This is a genomic window from Microbacterium sp. ET2 (assembly GCF_030347395.1).
Lineage (GTDB): Bacteria > Actinomycetota > Actinomycetes > Actinomycetales > Microbacteriaceae > Microbacterium > Microbacterium albipurpureum.
Genome location: NZ_CP128170.1, coordinates 1626598 through 1645538 on the forward strand (window position 1 = coordinate 1626598; position 18941 = coordinate 1645538).

General features: G+C 69.6%; 17 protein-coding genes and 1 tRNA gene. 5 read left to right on the forward strand and 13 right to left on the reverse strand.

Annotation, left to right across the window (positions count from 1 at the left end; genetic code table 11):
- Positions 1–142: 142 nt before the first annotated feature.
- Positions 143–233 (reverse strand) — tRNA-Ser (locus tag QSU92_RS07825).
- Between the two features lie 284 nt (positions 234–517).
- On the opposite strand from QSU92_RS07825, the gene QSU92_RS07830 reads away from it, so the two are divergent.
- On the forward strand, positions 518–1468 hold the full coding sequence (locus QSU92_RS07830; protein WP_289265622.1) for an L-lactate dehydrogenase: 951 nt from the start codon (positions 518–520) through the stop codon (positions 1466–1468).
- Between the two features lie 32 nt (positions 1469–1500).
- Here the strand turns inward: QSU92_RS07830 and QSU92_RS07835 are convergent, their stop codons facing one another.
- From QSU92_RS07835 to QSU92_RS07855, 5 genes are all read right to left on the reverse strand, one after another.
- On the reverse strand, positions 1501–2217 hold the full coding sequence (locus QSU92_RS07835) for a FadR/GntR family transcriptional regulator (RefSeq protein WP_289265623.1): 717 nt from the start codon (positions 2215–2217) through the stop codon (positions 1501–1503).
- Positions 2218–2226: 9 nt separating this feature from the next.
- Positions 2227–3000, reverse strand: coding sequence for a 3-oxoacyl-ACP reductase (locus QSU92_RS07840; RefSeq protein WP_289265624.1), 774 nt, complete (start codon positions 2998–3000; stop codon positions 2227–2229).
- Between the two features lie 65 nt (positions 3001–3065).
- Entirely contained in the window at positions 3066–4424 is a 1359-nt protein-coding gene (locus QSU92_RS07845; protein WP_289265625.1) for an aldehyde dehydrogenase family protein, read from the reverse strand.
- Entirely contained in the window at positions 4421–5218 is a 798-nt protein-coding gene (locus tag QSU92_RS07850; RefSeq protein WP_289265626.1) for a gamma-glutamyl-gamma-aminobutyrate hydrolase family protein, read from the reverse strand. Before QSU92_RS07850 ends, QSU92_RS07845 begins: the two co-directional genes overlap by 4 nt.
- On the reverse strand, positions 5199–6554 hold the full coding sequence (locus QSU92_RS07855; protein WP_289265627.1) for a glutamine synthetase family protein: 1356 nt from the start codon (positions 6552–6554) through the stop codon (positions 5199–5201). Before QSU92_RS07855 ends, QSU92_RS07850 begins: the two co-directional genes overlap by 20 nt.
- 213 nt (positions 6555–6767) lie before the next feature.
- Here QSU92_RS07855 and QSU92_RS07860 point away from each other — a divergent pair, with 213 nt between their 5' ends.
- Together QSU92_RS07860 and radA are read left to right on the forward strand one after the other, a co-directional pair.
- Positions 6768–8312, forward strand: coding sequence for an amino acid permease (locus QSU92_RS07860; RefSeq protein ID WP_289265628.1), 1545 nt, complete (start codon positions 6768–6770; stop codon positions 8310–8312).
- A 98-nt stretch (positions 8313–8410) separates the two neighbouring features.
- Positions 8411–9772 (forward strand): DNA repair protein RadA, encoded by a 1362-nt coding sequence (gene radA / locus QSU92_RS07865; protein WP_289265629.1) that lies wholly within the window; start codon positions 8411–8413, stop codon positions 9770–9772.
- A 412-nt stretch (positions 9773–10184) separates the two neighbouring features.
- On the opposite strand, the gene QSU92_RS07870 is transcribed toward radA, so the two are convergent.
- From QSU92_RS07870 to QSU92_RS07890, 5 genes are all read right to left on the reverse strand, one after another.
- The gene (locus tag QSU92_RS07870; RefSeq protein ID WP_289265630.1) at positions 10185–10592 is read right to left on the reverse strand and encodes a dehydrogenase; all 408 of its coding nucleotides are present in this window, start codon (positions 10590–10592) and stop codon (positions 10185–10187) included.
- Between the two features lie 687 nt (positions 10593–11279).
- The gene (locus QSU92_RS07875; RefSeq protein WP_289265631.1) at positions 11280–12005 is read right to left on the reverse strand and encodes a hypothetical protein; all 726 of its coding nucleotides are present in this window, start codon (positions 12003–12005) and stop codon (positions 11280–11282) included.
- Between the two features lie 115 nt (positions 12006–12120).
- Entirely contained in the window at positions 12121–12399 is a 279-nt protein-coding gene (locus tag QSU92_RS07880; RefSeq protein WP_141935764.1) for a GlsB/YeaQ/YmgE family stress response membrane protein, read from the reverse strand.
- A gap of 138 nt (positions 12400–12537) precedes the next feature.
- Positions 12538–13041, reverse strand: coding sequence for an amino-acid N-acetyltransferase (locus QSU92_RS07885; RefSeq protein WP_289265632.1), 504 nt, complete (start codon positions 13039–13041; stop codon positions 12538–12540).
- A gap of 89 nt (positions 13042–13130) precedes the next feature.
- Complete coding sequence (locus tag QSU92_RS07890; protein ID WP_289265633.1) at positions 13131–15656, reverse strand: ATP-dependent Clp protease ATP-binding subunit; 2526 nt, start codon at positions 15654–15656, stop codon at positions 13131–13133.
- A 210-nt stretch (positions 15657–15866) separates the two neighbouring features.
- Here QSU92_RS07890 and QSU92_RS07895 point away from each other — a divergent pair, with 210 nt between their 5' ends.
- Positions 15867–16607 carry a hypothetical protein gene (locus QSU92_RS07895; protein ID WP_289265634.1) on the forward strand — a complete coding sequence of 247 codons (741 nt, stop codon included), beginning with the start codon at positions 15867–15869 and terminating at the stop codon, positions 16605–16607.
- Positions 16604–16834 (forward strand): helix-turn-helix domain-containing protein, encoded by a 231-nt coding sequence (locus QSU92_RS07900; protein WP_141935772.1) that lies wholly within the window; start codon positions 16604–16606, stop codon positions 16832–16834. The genes QSU92_RS07895 and QSU92_RS07900 overlap by 4 nt, the downstream gene beginning before the upstream one ends.
- 153 nt (positions 16835–16987) lie before the next feature.
- Here QSU92_RS07900 and QSU92_RS07905 read toward each other — a convergent pair whose 3' ends face one another.
- Together QSU92_RS07905 and QSU92_RS07910 are read right to left on the reverse strand one after the other, a co-directional pair.
- Positions 16988–17950 carry an endonuclease domain-containing protein gene (locus QSU92_RS07905; RefSeq protein WP_289265635.1) on the reverse strand — a complete coding sequence of 321 codons (963 nt, stop codon included), beginning with the start codon at positions 17948–17950 and terminating at the stop codon, positions 16988–16990.
- A 316-nt stretch (positions 17951–18266) separates the two neighbouring features.
- Positions 18267–18854, reverse strand: a complete 588-nt coding sequence (locus QSU92_RS07910; RefSeq protein ID WP_289265636.1) for a hypothetical protein — start codon at positions 18852–18854, stop codon at positions 18267–18269.
- Positions 18855–18941: the final 87 nt, after the last annotated feature.

Here is an 18941-nt window from a genome sequence, read left to right on the forward strand (position 1 = left end):
GAACCACGGCAGTTGGCAGAGCTCCCAGCGTCGAGCGCGCTGCGAACATACTTTTACCCATTCTTTACCCGCCTGCCCGGCGAAGGGTAAGACGAAAGCCCCGCGATCCCAGTGTTTACAAGGGTTCGCGGGGCTTCGACAATGGCGGTGACGGTGGGATTTGAACCCACGGTAGGGGGTTACCCTACACAACTTTTCGAGAGTTGCACCTTCGGCCGCTCGGACACGTCACCGCCGATGAGTCTACGACACGCCGCGGTCGGTCGCGAATCGCGGCATCCGATCCCTTCGCCTGGCGACAATGGTCGGGGCTTGCAGCGGATCGCGCCAGGCGAGCCGCGCGGGTACCTGCTCGCCTGTCACGGTGTGCGCCAGCCCGCAGCACACCGTGACAGGCGAACGGCCGAAGACGAGAACCGAAGGACGGATGCCGCGGGCCGACGACCACGGCCGCACCACTTACTCGGCGGCGAGACATCGGACCACACCCGCGCACCCGCGCTGGGAGACTGAGCGCATGGCGGTCATCGAGAACTCCAAGGTCACCATCGTCGGCGCCGGAAGCGTGGGCGCGAGCACCGCGTACGCCGCGCTGATCCGCGGCTCAGCCCGCCACGTCGCCCTCTACGACATCGCCACGGCGAAGGTCGACGCCGAAGTGCTCGACCTCGCCCACGGCACCCAGTTCACCGGTCGGAGCGACATCACCGGCGGCAGCGACATCGGCGTCGCCGAGGGGTCGCACGTCGTCGTCATCACCGCCGGCGCGAAACAGGACCCCGGGCAGACGCGGATCGACCTGGCGGGAGTCAACGCCGGCATCCTCCAACGCATGCTGCCCGAGCTCCTCGACGTCGCCCCAAACGCGATCTACGTCATCGTGACGAACCCCTGTGACGTGCTGACGGTCCGCGCGCAGCAGGAGACCGGACTCCCTCCCGAGCGCATCTTCGCCTCGGGCACCGTGCTCGACACCTCGCGCCTGCGATGGAAGCTCGCGCAGCGCGCCGGGGTCTCGACCTCGAGCGTGCACGCCTACATCGTCGGCGAGCACGGCGACACCGAGTTCCCGCTGTGGTCTCGGGCGACGATCGGCACCGTGCCGATCCGCGAGTGGCAGGCCGCGGGCCATCCGCCGATGACGCAGACCGAACTCGACGAGATCGCCGTGGATGTGCGGGATGCCGCGTACAAGGTCATCCAGGGGAAGGGCGCGACGAACCACGCCATCGGCCTCTCCAGTGCCCGCATCATCGAGGCGATCCTCGGCGATGAGCACGCGGTGATGCCGGTCTCGACCGTGCTGCGCGACTTCCACGGCGTCGACGGCGTTGCCCTCTCGGTGCCGTCGATCGTCAGCGCGTCGGGTGCGACCCCGGTGCGTGAGACCGGCTTCTCCGATCACGAGCTCGAGCTGTTCCAGCGTTCGGCCGAGGCGATCCACGACGTCGCGCGGTCGCTCCCCTGACCACGGCCTCTGACCCGAAGCCGCCCGCTCCCTCAGCCGAGGAACCCTCGCAGCAGGGCCTCGGAGCCGGCGAGGTGTTCGAGAGTGGCCGCCTCCGCGGCATCCGCTCGCCCGGCCAGAATCGCGGTGACGATCGCCTCGTGCTGGGCGTTGGAGTGCTCGATGTTGCGGGGAAGAAGCGGGAACGCGTCGAGCCAGACATTGACCTGCGCCCGGTTCTCGGCGATGAGGGCGACCAGCGAAGGTACCGCGGCGAGCTCGGCGATCGTCAGGTGCAGCAGCGTGTCGAGCCGGCGGTAGTCGTCCGTGCCGGCGAGCGCCGCCTCCTCGTGCCGAGCCCACAGCTCCGCCCGCGCCTCGGGGTCGAGGGTACGCCCGGCGGCGGTGCGAGCTGCGCCCGCCTCGAGCACCCGTCGAAGCCCGAGGACGTCTTCGAGCTCGGCTGAACCCACGTCGACCGCGGCCGGCTGCGGCAGCGGGTCGGCCACGAACGTGCCGCCGTACCGGCCGCGCCGCCGCACGAGGTAGCCGGTGTCGGCGAGCTCGCGGATCGCCTCGCGCACGGTGTCGCGGCTCACCCCGTACAGCCCCGCGAGCTCGCGCTCTGGCGGGAGCGACTCCCCCGGCGCGACGACGCCCAGCCGCACCGTCTGAATCAGGCGGGCGACCGTGTCTTCGAGGGCGTTCCCCCCGCGCACCGGCCGGTAGACCGCGCGCCGTACGGCGGGAAGGGGCACCTCGACGGACACGGCACTCGCCTACAGAGGTGTCACGTACGCGTTGGTGATGCCGCCGTCGACGACGAAGGCGGTGGCCGTGATGAACGAGGCGTCGTCGGAGGCGAGGAAGGCGACCGCCGCGGCCATCTCCTCAGGCTCGGCGAACCGGCCCATCGGCACGTGGATGAGGCGCCGCTGCGCGCGCTCGGGGTCTTTGGCGAAGAGGTCCCGCAGCAGCGGGGTGTTGACCGGTCCCGGGCAGAGCGCGTTCACGCGGATGCCCTGCCGTGCGAACTGGACACCGAGCTCGCGGGTCATCGCGAGCACCCCGCCCTTGGACGCGGTGTACGAGATCTGCGAGGTCGCCGACCCCAGCAGTGCGACGAACGACGCGGTGTTGATGATCGATCCCCGTCCCGCGGGCACCATGTGCCGCAGCGCTGCGCGGGAGCACAGGTACACGCTCTTGAGGTTCACGTCCTGCACCCGGTCCCACGCGGGCAGCTCGGTCGCCTCGATCGAGTCGTCGTCGGCGGGTGAGATGCCGGCGTTGTTGAAGGCGATGTCGAGGCGCCCGAGATCGCCAGCGACCGAATCGAAGAGCTGATTGACGGATGCCTCGTCGGCGACGTCGACCGGACGGAAGAGGCCGTCCACCTCGGCGGCCGCCCGCTCGCCCGCCGCGGGGTCGACGTCGGCGATCACGACGCGGGCGCCTTCGGCGGCGAAGCGGCGGGCGGTGGCGAGGCCGATGCCGCTCGCGCCGCCGGTGACGATGGCGACCCGGTCGGCGAGGCGCTGGGTGAGGTCCATGGGTGTTTCCTGTCTTGAATGTGGTGCGTTTCGTCTCGCTGCGCTCGCTCAACGACCGAAGCGGGTCAGTCGGTGGCGAAGAAGACGTTCTTGGTCTCGGTGAAATGCTCGGCGGCGTCGGGTCCGAGCTCTCGCCCGAGACCCGAGGCCTTCATCCCCCCGAAGGGCGTCGCGTACCGCACCGAGGAGTGGGAGTTCACCGACAGCACGCCGCTCTTGACGCCACGCGCGACGCGCACGGCGCGGCCGAGGTTCTCGGTCCACAGCGACCCGGCGAGGCCGTAGATCGTGTCGTTGGCGAGGCGGATCGCGTCGGCCTCGTCGTCGAAGGGCAGCACCGCGACGACCGGGCCGAAGACCTCCTCCTGGGCGATGCGGTCGCCGGGGGATGCGAGCACAACCGTGGGCGCGAACCAGAACCCCTCGCCGGCCGGCGCTGCGCCACAGAAAGCGACGTCGGCGCCGTCGAGGAAGCCAGCGACGGTGTCGCGGTGCGCGGCGGAGATGAGCGGCCCCATGTCGGTGTCGGCCGATCCGGGGTCGCCCACACGCCAGGCCTGCACGGCGGGTTCGAGCAGCTCGAGGAAGCGGTCGTAGACCGAGCGTTCGACGAGGAGGCGGCTGCGGGCGCAGCAGTCCTGCCCGGCGTTGTCGAACACCGATCCGGGCGCACTCGCGGCGGCGCGTTCGAGGTCGGCGTCGGCGAAGACGATGTTGGCCGATTTGCCGCCCAGCTCCAGCGTCACCGGCTTCAGCATGCGGGCACAGCCCGCCGCGACATCCGTCCCCACCTCGGTGGAGCCGGTGAAGACGACCTTGCGCACATCGGGATGGCTGACGAACCGTTGCCCGACGACCGAACCCGACCCGGTGACGACCTGGAAGAGCCCTTCGGGGAGCCCCGCCTCGAGGGCGAGTTCGCCGAGACGGATGGCGGTGAGCGGCGTCAGCTCGGCCGGCTTCAGCACCACGGCGTTGCCGGCGGCGAGCGCCGGCGCGAACCCCCACGAGGCGATCGTCATCGGGAAGTTCCACGGCACAATGATGCCGATGACGCCGTACGGCTCGTGGAACGTCACGTCCAGGCCCCCGGCAACGGGGATTTGCTGGCCGATCAGGCGCTCCGGGGCGCCCGCGTAGTAGTTCAGCACCTGGGCGACGTGCGAGGCCTCCCACCTCGCCGACCCGATCGGGTGGCCGGAGTTCTCCACCTCGAGGGCGGCGAGCTCGTCGACGTGCGCCTCGACCACGCGCGCGAAGCCGCGGAGCGCGTCGGCGCGGGCGCCCGGGGCCAGCGCGGCCCAGGTCCGCTGCGCCGCGACGGCGCCCGCGATGGCGGCGTCGACCTCGGCGAGCCCTGCGCGCGGGATCTCGCGGAACGCCCGTCCGGTGGCGGGGTTGACCAGGGTGATCGTGTCGCTCATGCCGACACCTCCTGAGCTGACTGCGCATCACGCGAGCGGGCGCGGTAGTCGGCGGCCTCGCGCACGAGCCCGGCGAACAATCGGCGGTCATCGAGGTTCTGTTCGGGATGCCACTGCACGCCGAGCAGGTAGCCGTCGCCGGTGCCCTCCACGGCGTAGGCCAGTCCGTCTTCGGTGCGTGCGGTGACGGCGAGCCCCTCGCCGAGGCGGTCGATGCCCTGGTGGTGGTAGCTGTGCACGTGCTGCGTGCCGGCCCCGACGAGCTCGGCGAGGCGCGAACCCGCCTCGACCTCGGCGGGGTTCGTCGCGAAGACCCCGCCGCCCAGCCGGTACCTCTCCGTGCCGAGCACGTCGGGAAGGTGCTGATGCAGGGTGCCGCCGCGTGTGACGTTGACCACCTGCATCCCCCGACAGATCGCCAGCACCGGCATCCGTCTCTCTTCCGCGCCCGCGAACAGCGCCAGCTCCCACGCGTCGCGGTCGGCGCGGGCGGGGTCAGTGAGCGGATGTCGCGGCGCGCCGTACAGCTCGGGCTGCACGTCGACCCCACCGGTGAGGATCAGTCCGTCGAGCCCGTCGAGGACCGCGGGCGCGGCGTCGTCGGGCGCGGGCTGCGGCGGCAGGAGCACCGCGATGCCGCCTGAGGCGGTCACGGCATCGAAGTACACCTCGGGCAGGAAGGCGGCCCGCACGTCCCACACGCCCTGTGCTGCCTGCTCGAGATACGTGGTGAGGCCGATGACGGGCCGCCTCGTTCGCGCGATGCCGATGCCATCAGAGCCGCTCGAAACCACGCACCCGCTCCCAATCGGTCACGGCGGCGTCGTAGGCCTCGACCTCGATGCGCGCCTGGTTGAGGTAGTGCTCGACGACCTCGTCGCCGAACGCCGCCCGCGCGATCGCCGACTCCTCGAAGAGCCGCGCCGCCTCGCGGAGGGTCGTCGGCAGATGGTCGACGCCGGCGGCGTAGGCGTTCCCGCGGAGCGGGTCGGGAAGCGGCAGGTCGTGCTCGAGCCCGTGGAGGCCACCGGCGATGATCGCGGAGATCGCCATGTAGGGGTTCACGTCACCGCCGGGCACCCGGTTCTCCACGCGCAGCGACGAACCGTGCCCGACCACGCGCAGCGCACAGGTGCGGTTGTCCACGCCCCACGCGATGCCGGTCGGCGCGAAGCTGCCCTTGGCGAAGCGCTTGTACGAGTTGATCGTCGGCGCGTAGAGCAGGGTGAACTCGCGAAGCGTGGCGAGGATCCCGGCGATCCACGACTGCATGAGCGGGCTGAACCCGTGGGGGCCGTCACCGGACATCACCGGCTCCCCCGACTCCGAGCGCACCGAGAGGTGGATGTGGCAGCTGTTGCCCTCGCGCTCGTTGAACTTGGCCATGAAGGTGATCGCCTTGCCGTGCTGGTCGGCGATCTGCTTGGCGCCCGTCTTGTAGATCGTGTGCTGGTCGGCGGTCTCGAGCACCTCGGCGAAGCGGAACGCGATCTCCTGCTGCCCGAGGTTGCATTCGCCCTTGACGCCCTCGCAGTACATGCCCGCCCCGTCCATTCCCAGACGGATGTCACGCAGCAGCGGCTCCAGTCGGGTGGAGGCGAGGATGTCGTAGTCGACGTTGTAATCGGTGGAGGGTGCGAGATCGCGATACCCCTTGGCCCACGCGGAGCGATAGCTCTCATCGAAGACCATGAACTCCAGCTCGGTACCGCTGAACCCGACGAGTCCGCGCTCGGCGAGGCGGGCGCGCTGTGCCTGCAGGATGGCGCGAGGGGACTGCGAGACCGGCTCGCCGCCCTCCCACCCGAGGTCGGCCATGACCAGCGCGGTTCCCGGCTGCCAGGGGATGCGGCGCAAGGTCGCGACGTCGGGCAGCAGCATCATGTCGCCGTACCCGGTCTCCCAGCTGGCCATGGTGTAGCCGTCGACGGTGTTCATGTCGACGTCGACCGACAGGAGGTAGTTGCAGGCCTCGGCCCCGTGGTGCAGCACTTCCTCCTGGAAGAGGCGCGCCGACACCCGCTTGCCGACCAGGCGACCCTGGGCATCGGCGAAACCGACGATGACCGTATCGACCTCGCCGGCCGCGATGGCGGCCGCCAACTCGGGCGGAGTCATGTTTCCCGGCATCCTTGCTCCTCACTGTGGTGCAGCGCTCCCCCGGCGTCAGGCGGCGGCGCCTTTGAACGATGGGCCTTTCGACCGATCGGTCGCCGACCGCTGGGGTCCGGTCGCGACCACTGTAACCGGGTCTGCCGAGATAAAGGTAGACACAGCCCACCATTAGGTCCACAATCATCCGCAAGGCGCAGACCTCGCCGCACCCGAGCGCACGGAGGACGGATGTCACAGTCGAGAAGCGAGTCGCAGAAGGTCGCTGGCGCGACCTATACCCGAGCCGGTCAGGAGTACTTCGAGAAGCGCGGACTCAAACGCGCCGCGGGAATCTGGGGCCTGTGGGGTCTCGCCGTCGCCGCGGTGATCTCGGGGGACTTCTCGGGGTGGAACTTCGGCATCGACTTCGCCGGCTTCGGCGGCATGCTGATCGCGTTCGCCGTACTGGTGCTCATGTACTACGGACTGATCTTCTCCATCGGCGAGATGGCGGCGGCGATGCCGCACACCGGCGGCGCGTACTCGTTCGCCCGCTCGGCGATGGGCCCCTGGGGAGGGCTCGTCACCGGCCTCGCGGAGACGATCGAGTACGTCGCCACCACCGCCGTCATCGTCTATTTCTCGGCGTCCTACGCCGACGCGATCACGAGCGAGCTGCTGGGGCTCTCGTTGCCGCCCTGGGTGTGGTGGCTCGTGCTGTACGTGGTGTTCATCGCCCTGAACTCCGCGGGAGCGGCGATCTCGTTCCGCTTCGCGATCGTCGTCTCCGTCATCTCGATCGGCATCATCCTCGTCTTCTCGCTCATGGCGGTCTTCTCGGGCGCGTTCCAGTGGGCGAACCTCTGGGACATCGCCCCCGACCCGGGCCAGTCCGCGTTCCTGCCCCACGGCGTACTGCCGATCCTGTTCGCCCTGCCGTTCGCGATGTGGTTCTTCCTCGGCATCGAGGAGCTGCCGCTGGCGGCGGAGGAGTCGCACAACCCGGTGCGCGACATCCCGAAGGCGGGCTTCTGGGCTCGCGGCACCCTCATCGTCACCGGGCTGCTCGTCCTCTTCCTCAACACCGGCGTCATCGGCGCGGAGGCGACGGGTGTCGCCGGTGAACCGCTCCTCGACGGCTTCCGCGCCATCGTGGGCGATGAGGCGGCGGCGGTCCTCGCCCTCCTCGCCCTCGTCGGTCTCCTCGCGTCGCTGCAGGGGATCATGTTCGCCTACGGGCGCAACATGTACTCCCTCTCCCGCGCCGGGTACTACCCGCGCTTCCTCTCCCTGACCGGCAAGCGCAAGACCCCGTGGGTGGCGCTGACCGTCGGCGCGGCGATCGGCTTCGTGGCGCTGGCGATTCTCGACACCCTTGCCGCGGTGAACGAGGGCGCCGGCGCGGTCGCCGGCGCGATCGTGCTGAACATCGCGGTGTGGGGTGCGGTGCTGGCCTACTTCCTGCAGATGGTGTCGTTCGTGCTGCTGCGGCGGAAGTTCCCGAACGTCACCCGCCCCTACAGGAGCCCGTGGGGCGTGCCGGGCGCGGTCCTGGCAGCGGTGATCGCGGCGATCGTCTTCGTCGGGTTCCTCCTGAACCCCACCTTCCTTCCGGCGATCATCGCGATCGTGATCGTGTACGTCGTCATCCTGCTCGGATTCGGCCTGTTCTTCCGTCACCGTCTCGTGCTTTCGCCCGAGGAGGAATACGCTTTGTCCGGGGGGCGCCACGGCGACCCTCAGGCAGAGGGATACGACGCCATGGAGTCTCAGGTCTTCGGCAAGGACGCCTGACCATTTCTCACCGGGGCGAGGTGCTGCGACTGGGGGGTTGCAGCGCCTCGCCGACGGAGAGCGGATGGGATGTCGCAGGCCCCGGCTAAGGTCGCAGCATGCCCCGTCGCACCGCCACCACCGCGCCGTACCGGTGCACGGAGTGCGGGTGGACGACGGCCCGCTGGGTCGGGCGGTGCGGCGAGTGCCAGCAGTGGGGCACGGTCGTCGAAGCCGCGGAGCAGACCGGCATCACGACGCAGATCACGCCGGTCGCTCCGGGTGCGCAGCGCGCAGCGCGACCGATCACCGCGGTCGATACGCGGGATGCTCCGCGGCGGACGACGGGGGTCGGCGAGTTCGATCGCGTGCTCGGCGGGGGCCTCGTGCCCGGCGCCGCCATCCTCCTGTCCGGCGAGCCGGGAGTCGGCAAGTCGACGCTGCTGCTCGAGGTGGCGGTGCACGCGGCGCGCAGCGGCCAGCGCGTGCTGTACGCCAGCGCCGAGGAATCACTCGCTCAGGTGCGCCTCCGCGCGGAGCGCACCGGCGCCCTCCACGACGAGCTGTATCTGGCCAGCGAGACCGACCTGGCCACCATCCTCGGTCACATCGACGAAGTCGCTCCCGACCTGCTGATCGTCGACTCGGTGCAGACCGTGTCGTCCGCGCTGTCCGACGGTGCGGCCGGGCACCCGAGCCAGGTCCGCGAGGTCGCTTCGACTCTCATCCGCGTAGCCAAGGAGCGGGCCCTGCCGACGATCCTCGTCGGACATGTCACGAAAGACGGCACGATCGCGGGCCCCCGCATCCTCGAGCACCTCGTCGACGTCGTCTGCCAGTTCGAGGGCGACCGGCAGACCTCGCTCCGATTCGTCAGGGCCCTGAAGAACCGGTTCGGCCCCACAGACGAGGTCGGATGCTTCGACATGACCGGCGAGGGGATCGCCGAGGTCCCCGACCCCAGCGCCCTGTTCCTCGGCCACGGCGACCCGGTCCCCGGCACGTGCGTCACCATCGCGCTCGAGGGTCGCCGGGCGATGCCGGTGGAGATCCAGGCGCTGACGATCCCCACGGCGTCGCCGAACGCACGCCGCGTCGTGAGCGGCGTGGACGGCGCCCGGGTGGCGATGATCCTTGCGGTCATCGAGAAGCGCCTGAATCTGAAGGTCTCGGCGTGCGACGTCTACGTCTCCACCGTCGGCGGGGTGCGCCTGCTCGAACCCGCAGCAGATCTGGCCATCGCGGTCGCGGTGGTGAACTCGATGCGCGACCGCGCGCTGGCGCGCGGAGTCGCCGCGATCGGCGAACTCACGCTCGCTGGCGAGGTCCGGCCGGTCACGCAAGCCGCGCAGCGGCGCTCCGAGGCGGGCCGCCTCGGCTACGCGACGGTCGTCGACGCGTCATCCGGTCATCTCGCCGCGGCGCTCCGCGACCTCGTGCCCCACGCGTCGGGTCGCCTGCAGGACGTTCCCGACTTCTGAGGGCGGCGCGGGACCAGGCCCCGTGCTCGACGCGCTGCCCAGCGGGCCGCGGGCCGCCTCGCGCCCGCGCGTGAGACTTCGCCCGGCCGCGGGCCGCGTCAGGCGTCGAGCGCGGCGATCTGCCCAGCGGGCCGCGGGCCGCGTCGCGCCCGCGCGTGACACTACGCCCGGCCGCGGGCCGCGTCGCGCGCTCGCCGGCTCGTCGCCTGCCGGCCGTCCGGACGTTGCCCGGGCTCGTGCACGCATTTCGCCCGCACACGGGAGGAGATCGGCACACCGGAGGCACCCTCGCCGCGCAGCAACCTCGCTTGCGCCGTTCTCCTCCCGTGCGCGGCGGGGCGGGCCCTGCGCTCAACACGCTGCCAGGGCCGGCGTGACAGCTGTCACGCTGCCGCCTCCGGGCCAGGCCGCGTCAGGCGTCGAGCGCGGCGATGAGATCGTCGGGTGACGCCTGCATCGGGTGCGGACCGGCTATGTCGAAGAACACTGTCTTGACCGCTTCGCGGTGGCGTCCGAGGAAGGCCCGCAGCCAGGCCGGCGACTGCAGCGCCACCGTGGGCGGCAGGCTCTCGGGCTTGTGAGCGGCATCGCTGAACAGCAGGAGGGCGAGGTCACCCGATTCGGGGTCGCGGTAGGTCCACACCTCGCCCGCGTCACGAGGGTCATCCCGCGCGCCGGCGCGCAACAGCGGGACGACGGTGGGTCCGTGCCGAAGGGCGAACGCCACCGCGGCGATGTCCTGCGTCTGGAGAGCGTCGCTGAGCGCGGTGTTGCGGAACTCCAGGTCGGGCGCTTGTCGAGCGCGCTTCTTCGCCGCCATCCGTCCAGCTTAAGGGAACGTCAATGGCCCTCCCGGAGAACCCCTGCGAGGAGAGGATCGGCGGAAGGGCCATGCCCATCGGGGCACGTCTGGACGCTCGCTGGGGACGAACTCGCTGCTGGGGACAACGACGACCGCTCACCCGATGGACCCCTCCAGGATACGTCGATGCATCGGCATTTCGCTGTCCCCCAAATGGGGGACACGCCGACGAAGAGACGTCGGGAGTCCCGCGAATTCCCTCGCCCGCGGAGAAGAAGAAAAATCTTGTCCCCCAAACGGTGGACAAGGCCGCTCGGCGGCGGCTAGTGTGATCACGGCGATCGAGCGGGGCTGGGGCTATCACAAGCCGCTCGATCCAACTGGGGAAGCTGGGAGCCGAGGGGGCATGGGGGCCGACTGATCGTTCACAGCATGTGAGTCCCCTCGCATCGACCGCATCGATGCGAGGGGACCGCAATCCCGTCTGAAGCACGATGACCGACTGGGGATTCGGACGGGTCGGCTATTTGGGGGACGCCGACCCGGTGCTGGGGACACCGAACGCGCTTCTTAGTCCAGGGACCAGCCAACTCTAACCCGGCCGCGGCGCCCACACGCCGCGGCCGGGCCGGTATATCACCCGGTCAGACGATATATCGGTTCCGACTTCCTGGGCGCCGACCGTCGCTCGCCGAGGCGGACCGCTCAGAGGAGCAGGAACTGGGCGGTGTTCGTCGAGTTCACGCCGCCGATCGAGACGTACAGGTGGTACGACGCGCCTCCCGCGGGCGCAGCCTGGCGTTCAGTCGCGCCGCAGGTTTCCACCGACGATCGCGTGCGGTCCCACGTGATCGGTGCCGCACTGGTGACGACCTGGTTCTCTTCGAGCAGCACCATCAGGTCGCTCGGCTCCGCCTGACAGTCGGTGGACTTCCACCAGGTGTCGTTGCCGCTCATCACCGTGAACACCTGACCCGTCGTGCCGACATTCAGCGTGCACGCGTCGCCGTTGTTCGTGAGCCGGATCGACAGCTGCGGGTTCTCCCCTGAGGCGTACTCGGTCTTGTCGGTGACGGCCTCGACGAGCAGATCTCCGGGTACGCACGGCTCTGCCGAGCTCGTCCCCGCAGCGTCATCCGGGGTCTCGGAGGTCTCGGCATCCGGTGCGGTCGTCGCGTCGCTCGGGCCCGGAGTCGGTGTTGCCGCGGATCCGTCGGACTCCAACGCGGGAAGGTCGCTGGCGACGGGGTCTCCCGTCGGCGTTGGAGATGCGACGGGTGCGGGACCATCAGCGGCCGAGCCGCGCCAGGGCGGTGCGACGACCAGCCACACCACGAGGGCGATGACGGCGAGCAGACCGAGGAGCACCGCGAGGCGCCGCCGGCGATAGACCGCCGGGGAATGGCGCCGACGCGTGACGGTTTCGGTCATGCGACCAGGCTAGGTCGCGGTCGCCGCCCGCCCGGGACGGCACGCCCTGGAGCCCTGGGATACGACAGCGCCGGCGCGCCGCCGTGAGGCGGGCGCGCCGGCGCGGAGCCGTCGGTCAGCGGGTGACGCTGCGGTTGCGCGTGACGAGGACGTAGATCCCCAGCACGATGATGGCGCCGATGATCGAGCCGATGATGCCGGAGGGCTGCAGGAAGCCGCCCATGGGGTCAGCGCCGAAGATCAGGAATCCGAGGAATCCGCCGACGAACGAGCCGACGATGCCGAGCACGATGGTCAGCAGGATGCCCATGCTCTGCTTGCCGGGGATGACGGCGCGAGCGATGAGACCGGCGATGAGGCCGATGACGATGAGGCCGAGAATGGTCCAGAGCATGATCTCTCCTTGTGGGTTGGGCCATGGGGCCGTGTGGGCGCTCCGGGTGGGACGCTCTCCCTATCTGAGCAGACGCTGGACGATTCCCTCGGACGCTTGCCCCGCCACCCGAAGGGCGGTATAAGGGCTCGGTCGAGATCAGAGACTCTTGAGCATTCGCGTGTTGCCGAGGGTGTTCGGTTTCACGTGTGCGAGATCGAGGAACTCGGCGATGCCCTCGTCGGGGCTCCGCACCAGCTGCGAGTACACGTCGGGGTCCACGATCTGCTCGCCGATCTCGTCGAACCCCCGGCTGCGGAAGAAGTCGACCTCGAAGGTCAGGCAGAACAGCCGGGTGAGTCCCAGCGTGCGCGCGTTCTCCTCCAAGCGGTCGACGAGCGCGCGGCCGACGCCGTGATGCAGCCACTCATCCGCGACGATGAGGGTGCGCACCTCACCGAGGTCCTCCCACATGACGTGCAGTGCGCCGCATCCGATCAGAACCCCGTCGGCACTCTCGGCGACGACGAACTGCTGGGTCGACTCGTACAGCACCACGAGGTCCTTGCCGAGCAGGATGCGTTTCTGCACGTATGGCTCCAGAAGAGTCTGGATGCCGCGGATGTCGGCGGTGCGCGCGGGGCGGACGGTGTACTCGGACATCGGGTCCACGATACGCCCCGTTCTCGGCACTGACAGACGAAGGGGCGGGCGCCGGATCCCCGGCACCCGCCCCTGTCGGTGTGACGCGCTCAGCCTCCGGCGACGATGTCCGGCGTCGCGGTGATCTCGCCGGCAGCACCGACACCCACGGCCACCTTGTCGCCGCGCGGGCCGTGCTCGAAGGCGAACTCGCCGTTCTCGACGTCGACCTTCACGTGGTCGCCGGGCTCGAGCTCGCCGTGGAGGATCTTCTCCGACAGACGGTCCTCCACCTCGCGCTGCATGGCGCGGCGCAACGGCCGGGCGCCGAGCGCCGGGTCGAACCCGACCTCGATGAGCTTGTCCTTCGCGGCATCCGTCAGCTCCACCGACATGTCGCGGTCGAGCAGACGCTCGCCGAGGCGCTTGGTGAACAGCCCCACGATCTGACGCAGCTCGTCCTTGTTCAGCTGCGGGAAGACGATGATGTCGTCGACACGGTTGAGGAACTCGGGCTTGAAGTTGCGCTTGAGCTCCTCGTTGACCTTGCCCTTCATCCGGTCGTAGGTCGTGCCCTGGTCGCCCTCCACCTGGAACCCGACGGGACCGCCTGCGATCGCCGAGGAACCGAGGTTCGTCGTCATGATGATGACGGTGTTCTTGAAGTCGATCACACGGCCCTGACCGTCGGTGAGGCGACCTTCTTCGAGAATCTGCAGGAGCGAGTTGAAGATGTCGGGGTGAGCCTTCTCGATCTCGTCGAACAGGACGACCGAGAACGGCTTCCGCCGCACCTTCTCGGTCAGCTGGCCGCCCTCCTCGAAGCCGACGAACCCGGGAGGGGCGCCGAACAGCCGCGAGACGGTGTGCTTCTCACCGAACTCCGACATGTCGAGCGAGATCAGCGCCGACTCGTCGTCGAAGAGGAACTCGGCCAGGGCCTTGGCCAGCTCGGTCTTTCCGACGCCGGTGGGCCCGGCGAAGATGAACGAGCCCGACGGGCGCTTGGGGTCTTTCAGGCCCGCACGCTGACGACGGATCGTCTTCGACAGCGCGGCGATCGCCTCCTCCTGGCCGATGACCCGCTGGTGCAGGGCCTTCTCCATGAAGACGAGGCGGCTGGACTCCTCCTCGGTGAGCTTGAACACCGGGATGCCGGTGGCCTGCGCGAGCACCTCGGCGATCAGACCTTCGTCGACGACCGCGTGCGACGCGACATCGCCGCTTCTCCACTGCTTCTCCAGGCGCAGCCGCTCGGCCAGAAGCGACTTCTCCTCGTCGCGCAGCGACGCCGCCTTCTCGAAGTCCTGTTCCTCGCTCGCGCGCTCCTTGTCCTCGCGGACCTTGGCGATCTTGTCGTCGAACTCGCGGAGCTCGGGAGGCGACGACAGGATCGACAGACGCAGGCGCGCGCCCGCCTCATCGATCAGGTCGATCGCCTTGTCGGGGAGGAACCGGTCGGAGATGTAGCGGTCGGCGAGGTTCGCGGCGGCGACGATCGCGCCATCCGTGATCTGCACCTTGTGGTGCGCCTCGTACCGGTCGCGGAGGCCCTTCAGGATGTTGATCGCGTGCGGCAGGCTCGGCTCCGCGACCTGGATCGGCTGGAAGCGACGCTCGAGCGCAGCATCCTTCTCGAAGTGCTTGCGGTACTCATCCAGCGTCGTGGCGCCGATCGTCTGCAGCTCGCCTCGCGCGAGCAGGGGCTTGAGGATGGATGCCGCGTCGATCGCGCCCTCGGCAGCACCCGCGCCCACCAGCGTGTGGATCTCGTCGATGAAGACGATGATGTCGCCGCGGGTTCGGATCTCCTTCGTGACCTTCTTCAGACGCTCCTCGAAGTCACCGCGGTAGCGGGAACCGGCGATGAGCGAGCCGAGGTCGAGGGAGTACAGCTGCTTGTCCTTGAGCGTCTCCGGCACATCGCCCTTGACGATCGCCTGGGCGAGGCCCTCGACGACGGCCGTCTTGCCGACACCGGGCTCACCGATGAGGACGGGGTTGTTCTTGGAGCGGCGCGAGAGGATCTGCATGACCCGCTCGATCTCCTTCTCCCGGCCGATCACGGGGTCGAGCTTGTTGTCGCGCGCAGCCTGCGTGAGGTTTCGTCCGAACTGGTCGAGCACCTGCGATCCGCCCTGAGGGCCCGAGGTCTGCTGCTCGCCGGCACCGGTGGACACGCCGGCGGGCTCCTTGCCCTGGTAGCCCGAGAGCAGCTGGATGACCTGCTGGCGCACCTTGTTCAGGTCGGCGCCGAGCTTGACGAGCACCTGGGCTGCGACGCCCTCGCCCTCGCGGATGAGGCCGAGGAGGATGTGCTCGGTGCCGATGTAGTTGTGGCCGAGCTGCAGCGCTTCGCGCAGCGACAGCTCGAGCACCTTCTTCGCGCGAGGCGTGAAGGGGATGTGGCCGGTGGGCTGCTGCTGCCCCTGTCCGATGATGTCCTGCACCTGCTCGCGCACGGCGTCGAGCGAGATGCCGAGGGACTCGAGCGCCTTCGCGGCAACGCCCTCACCCTCGTGGATCAGCCCGAGCAGGATGTGCTCGGTGCCGATGTAGTTGTGGTTGAGCATCTTCGCCTCTTCTTGGGCGAGCACAACCACACGACGGGCTCGGTCGGTGAATCTCTCGAACATCGTTCACTCTCCTCCAGGACGCTTCGGGTCGACTCTCCCCCTGCGTCTTACATCGAGGGTAGCCAGCGGGCCCCGGGCGGACGCCCGTGTTCGCCGTGGGCATAGCGTCGTCGCGATGGCGCTCGCCCACCGTCGGCGTACGAGGGTTGCGTCGCGACATCCTCTGTCTTATCGTTTTTCGATATTAACGTTTATCGATAGGATGCTGTGATGGCGGTGACCGCCCTTCTGACCTGGACACTCATTCCCCTGGCGACCATATGCTTCGCGATCGTCGTCATGTTCCGTGCACGACGAAGCGCCCCGCGCAACGGTGATCTCACGCGGGCCGAAAGGACGGTGGTCTCCGTGATCGCCACCGGCGCGATACTCCTCGGGGGGTTCGCGGTCCTCGGCCTCGTCGTGAGCGCGATCGATGTCTTCGGGTCCGACGAACGACGGGTCACCGACATGCCGGTCACGAGGGGTGAGCTGCCGGACTTCGTGTCCGGGGTTCCGGGGGTGGTGGCCGGAAGCTACGAGTCCGCTTGGATCGAAGTGATCGGATTGCCCTCCTCGACTCGCTGGCTGCTGTATCTGGAGGGTGCGCTCCCGGCGATCGCGACCCTCGCCATCGTCGTCGCGGTCGGGTGGATCGCTATGGCGCTGCTGGCCGGACGGCCCTTCACCCCGGCGCTGGCGAACGCGATCTCGGTCGCCGCGATCGGCGTCATGATCGGGGGCCTCGGATCGCAGATCGCCGGCGCCTTCGCCCGCGCATCGGTGGTCGATTTCCTGGGCTCCCGAGAAGTCACCGGCGGCGCCGATTCCGCGGGTCCGCGTGACGGCTTCGCCTTCCTGAGCTTGAACCTCGACCTCGCCTCGGTCGGGTGGGCTTTCGCCCTGCTCCTCATCGCGGCCGCATTCCAGACCGGCGCGCGCCTCCAGCGAGACACCGAGGGACTCGTGTGACCCCGGCTGAGGACGAGGGCCCCACCGGGGTCCACTGCCGCCTCGACGAGCTGCTCGAGGCCCGAGGGATGACGCTGACCCGCCTGTCGGAACTGGTGGGGGTGTCGGTGGTGAACCTGTCGGTGCTGAAGAACGACCGGGCTCGCGCCATCCGCTATTCCACTCTGTCGGCGATCTGCCGCGTGCTGGACTGCGAGATCGGCGAACTGCTGGTGCGCGCCGACTGATCCGCGCGCGAGCGCCGCGCGCACCCGGCCCGCGAATCCGGTTGTCGCATTCGGCTGTCGCCCGCGACAACGTGCGTCCAGTGAACGAGCGTGCCCGCCGTTCGCTGGACGCAAACGGCGAGCGACCGCGTCACTTTGCGACAAGCGAAGGGCTCATCCCTGGGCCCGAGCGGTGATGGCCCTCCGCACACGGGCGACAAGCTCTGCGGGGTCGGAGAACAGCTGCGTTTTCGTCACCCGGACGATGATCCAGCCGGCGGCGGTGAGGCGCTCGTATCTCGCGATGTCTCGGGCCCACTGGTCCGGATCGAGAAGGTGGTGCTCCCCCTCGTATTCCAGGCCGATCTTCAGCCGCGGGTATGCCAGATCGAGTGCGCCGAGGTACATCCCTGCGTCGAAGACCTCGTAGTTCAGCTCCGGCTCGGACAATCCGGCGTCGACGACGACGAGGCGCAGATGGGTCTCCGGCCGTGACGCCGACCGGGTTCGGATCTGAGGGAGCGCCTCTCGCAGACGCGCCACCCCCACCCGCCGTCCGGCGCCGGCTGCGGCAGTCAGTTCATGCAGCTGGGCGAGGGGCGTGGTCCTCCAGCTGCGAACAGCCGCGTCGCCGACGGCGACGACGTCGCGCACGTTCGGCAATACGGCTGCCAGTGCGGCCCACGTGGTCGCGGGACTCGTCACGAGAAGGCCGGTCGCCGGGTGCCGCCGGACGTGCGCCAGCGCCTCGTGGGCTTGATGCCCCCGCACACCTCGACCGCGCGGCGCCCGTCCCGGGGCCCACACGGAGACATCGATCGTGTCATCCCGCAGGAGTTTCGGAGGGAGCGGCAACCCCCATATCGCCGCTGCGGTGACGTGGCTGAAGAAAGCGCCTTCGGCAGCGACCGCGGCATAGGCACGCGCCCTGTCGATGTGAGCATCCTCGGGCGCACCCCGCGCACCGAAGATCGAGTCGGGCCACGGCGAGCCCCGGCCGGGATCGAGGGAGCGGACGCCATGGAACGGACGCCGAAGAGACGGGTGACGAAGGCGAGCACGGCTCACACCGGCGCGCAGCGCGTCCCTCACGTGGAAGTATGGTCCGAGTTCTGCGGGGAGGGATTCTCGAGGCATGCCGCAACGCTGTCCGAGAGGCGCGGCCACCGGCATCGCGTGCGCTGGATCTGTGGGCGACTTTGTCGCCGCCTCGCCTGTGCAGGAGCGGACGGCGACCTCGCCTCCCCTCTTCGCTGGTCGCAATCGGCGTGTCCCCGTCGCGCTTTGCGCCAGGCGAAACCACGTCGACAGACACAGCGGACGTTCGCCTGGCCGAAAGTGCCGCGGGGATGCGCAAGATGTGACAGGCGAGCGCGGGGAGCGCAGGGCGCGGCGACAGGCGAAGCGCGCGGGCGCGAAGCGCGGGCGCGAAGCGCGCGGCGAAGCGCGGCGGCTAGGGGTTCCCGAGGACCGGGACCCGGATGTCGGCGAAATCGCCGCCCGACAGCACGGCCGTGACGGCCGCATCGTCGTCGACGTCTCCGGTGACCGCGACGACGGTGACCCGCGGCGCCATGTCGGCGGTGCACACCTGGTCGGCGACCGGCTCGGCGAATCGCACGAGCACCTCGGCGCCCGCAGCCTCGGCGGACTCCAGCACCGGAGGGCAGGTCGACGAGCCCCAACTGAGGATCAGCATCATGTCGTCATCGGCCCATCCGGCGCTGGGAGCGAACTCCTCGGGCACCGCGATGTCGCCCTCGAGGCCGTCGAGGTCGGTGTCGTCGGCATACGTGCCCGTGACGACGATCTCGAGCTCGCGGGTCGGGTCGACTCCCTCCGGCAACCCCACGTATGACCCGCGCGGCACGAGATCGCGGGTGCAGGCCTCACCGTCGGGGTCGCTGATGTCGACCGTGAGCACCCCGTCGGCGTACGTCGGCTCGCCGACCACCGGAAGGCAGGACGACGAGCCATACGTGACGAGCCCCACGCCGCGCCCGCCGTCGAGCCATGCGGCCTCCACGTCGTCCGTCCCCACGACTCCCCCGACGACGCCTCCGGCGACGGAGACGCGGATCCAGACGGCGCCGGCTCCGCAGATCCCGACCCGGCGCCGGCCCCGCCA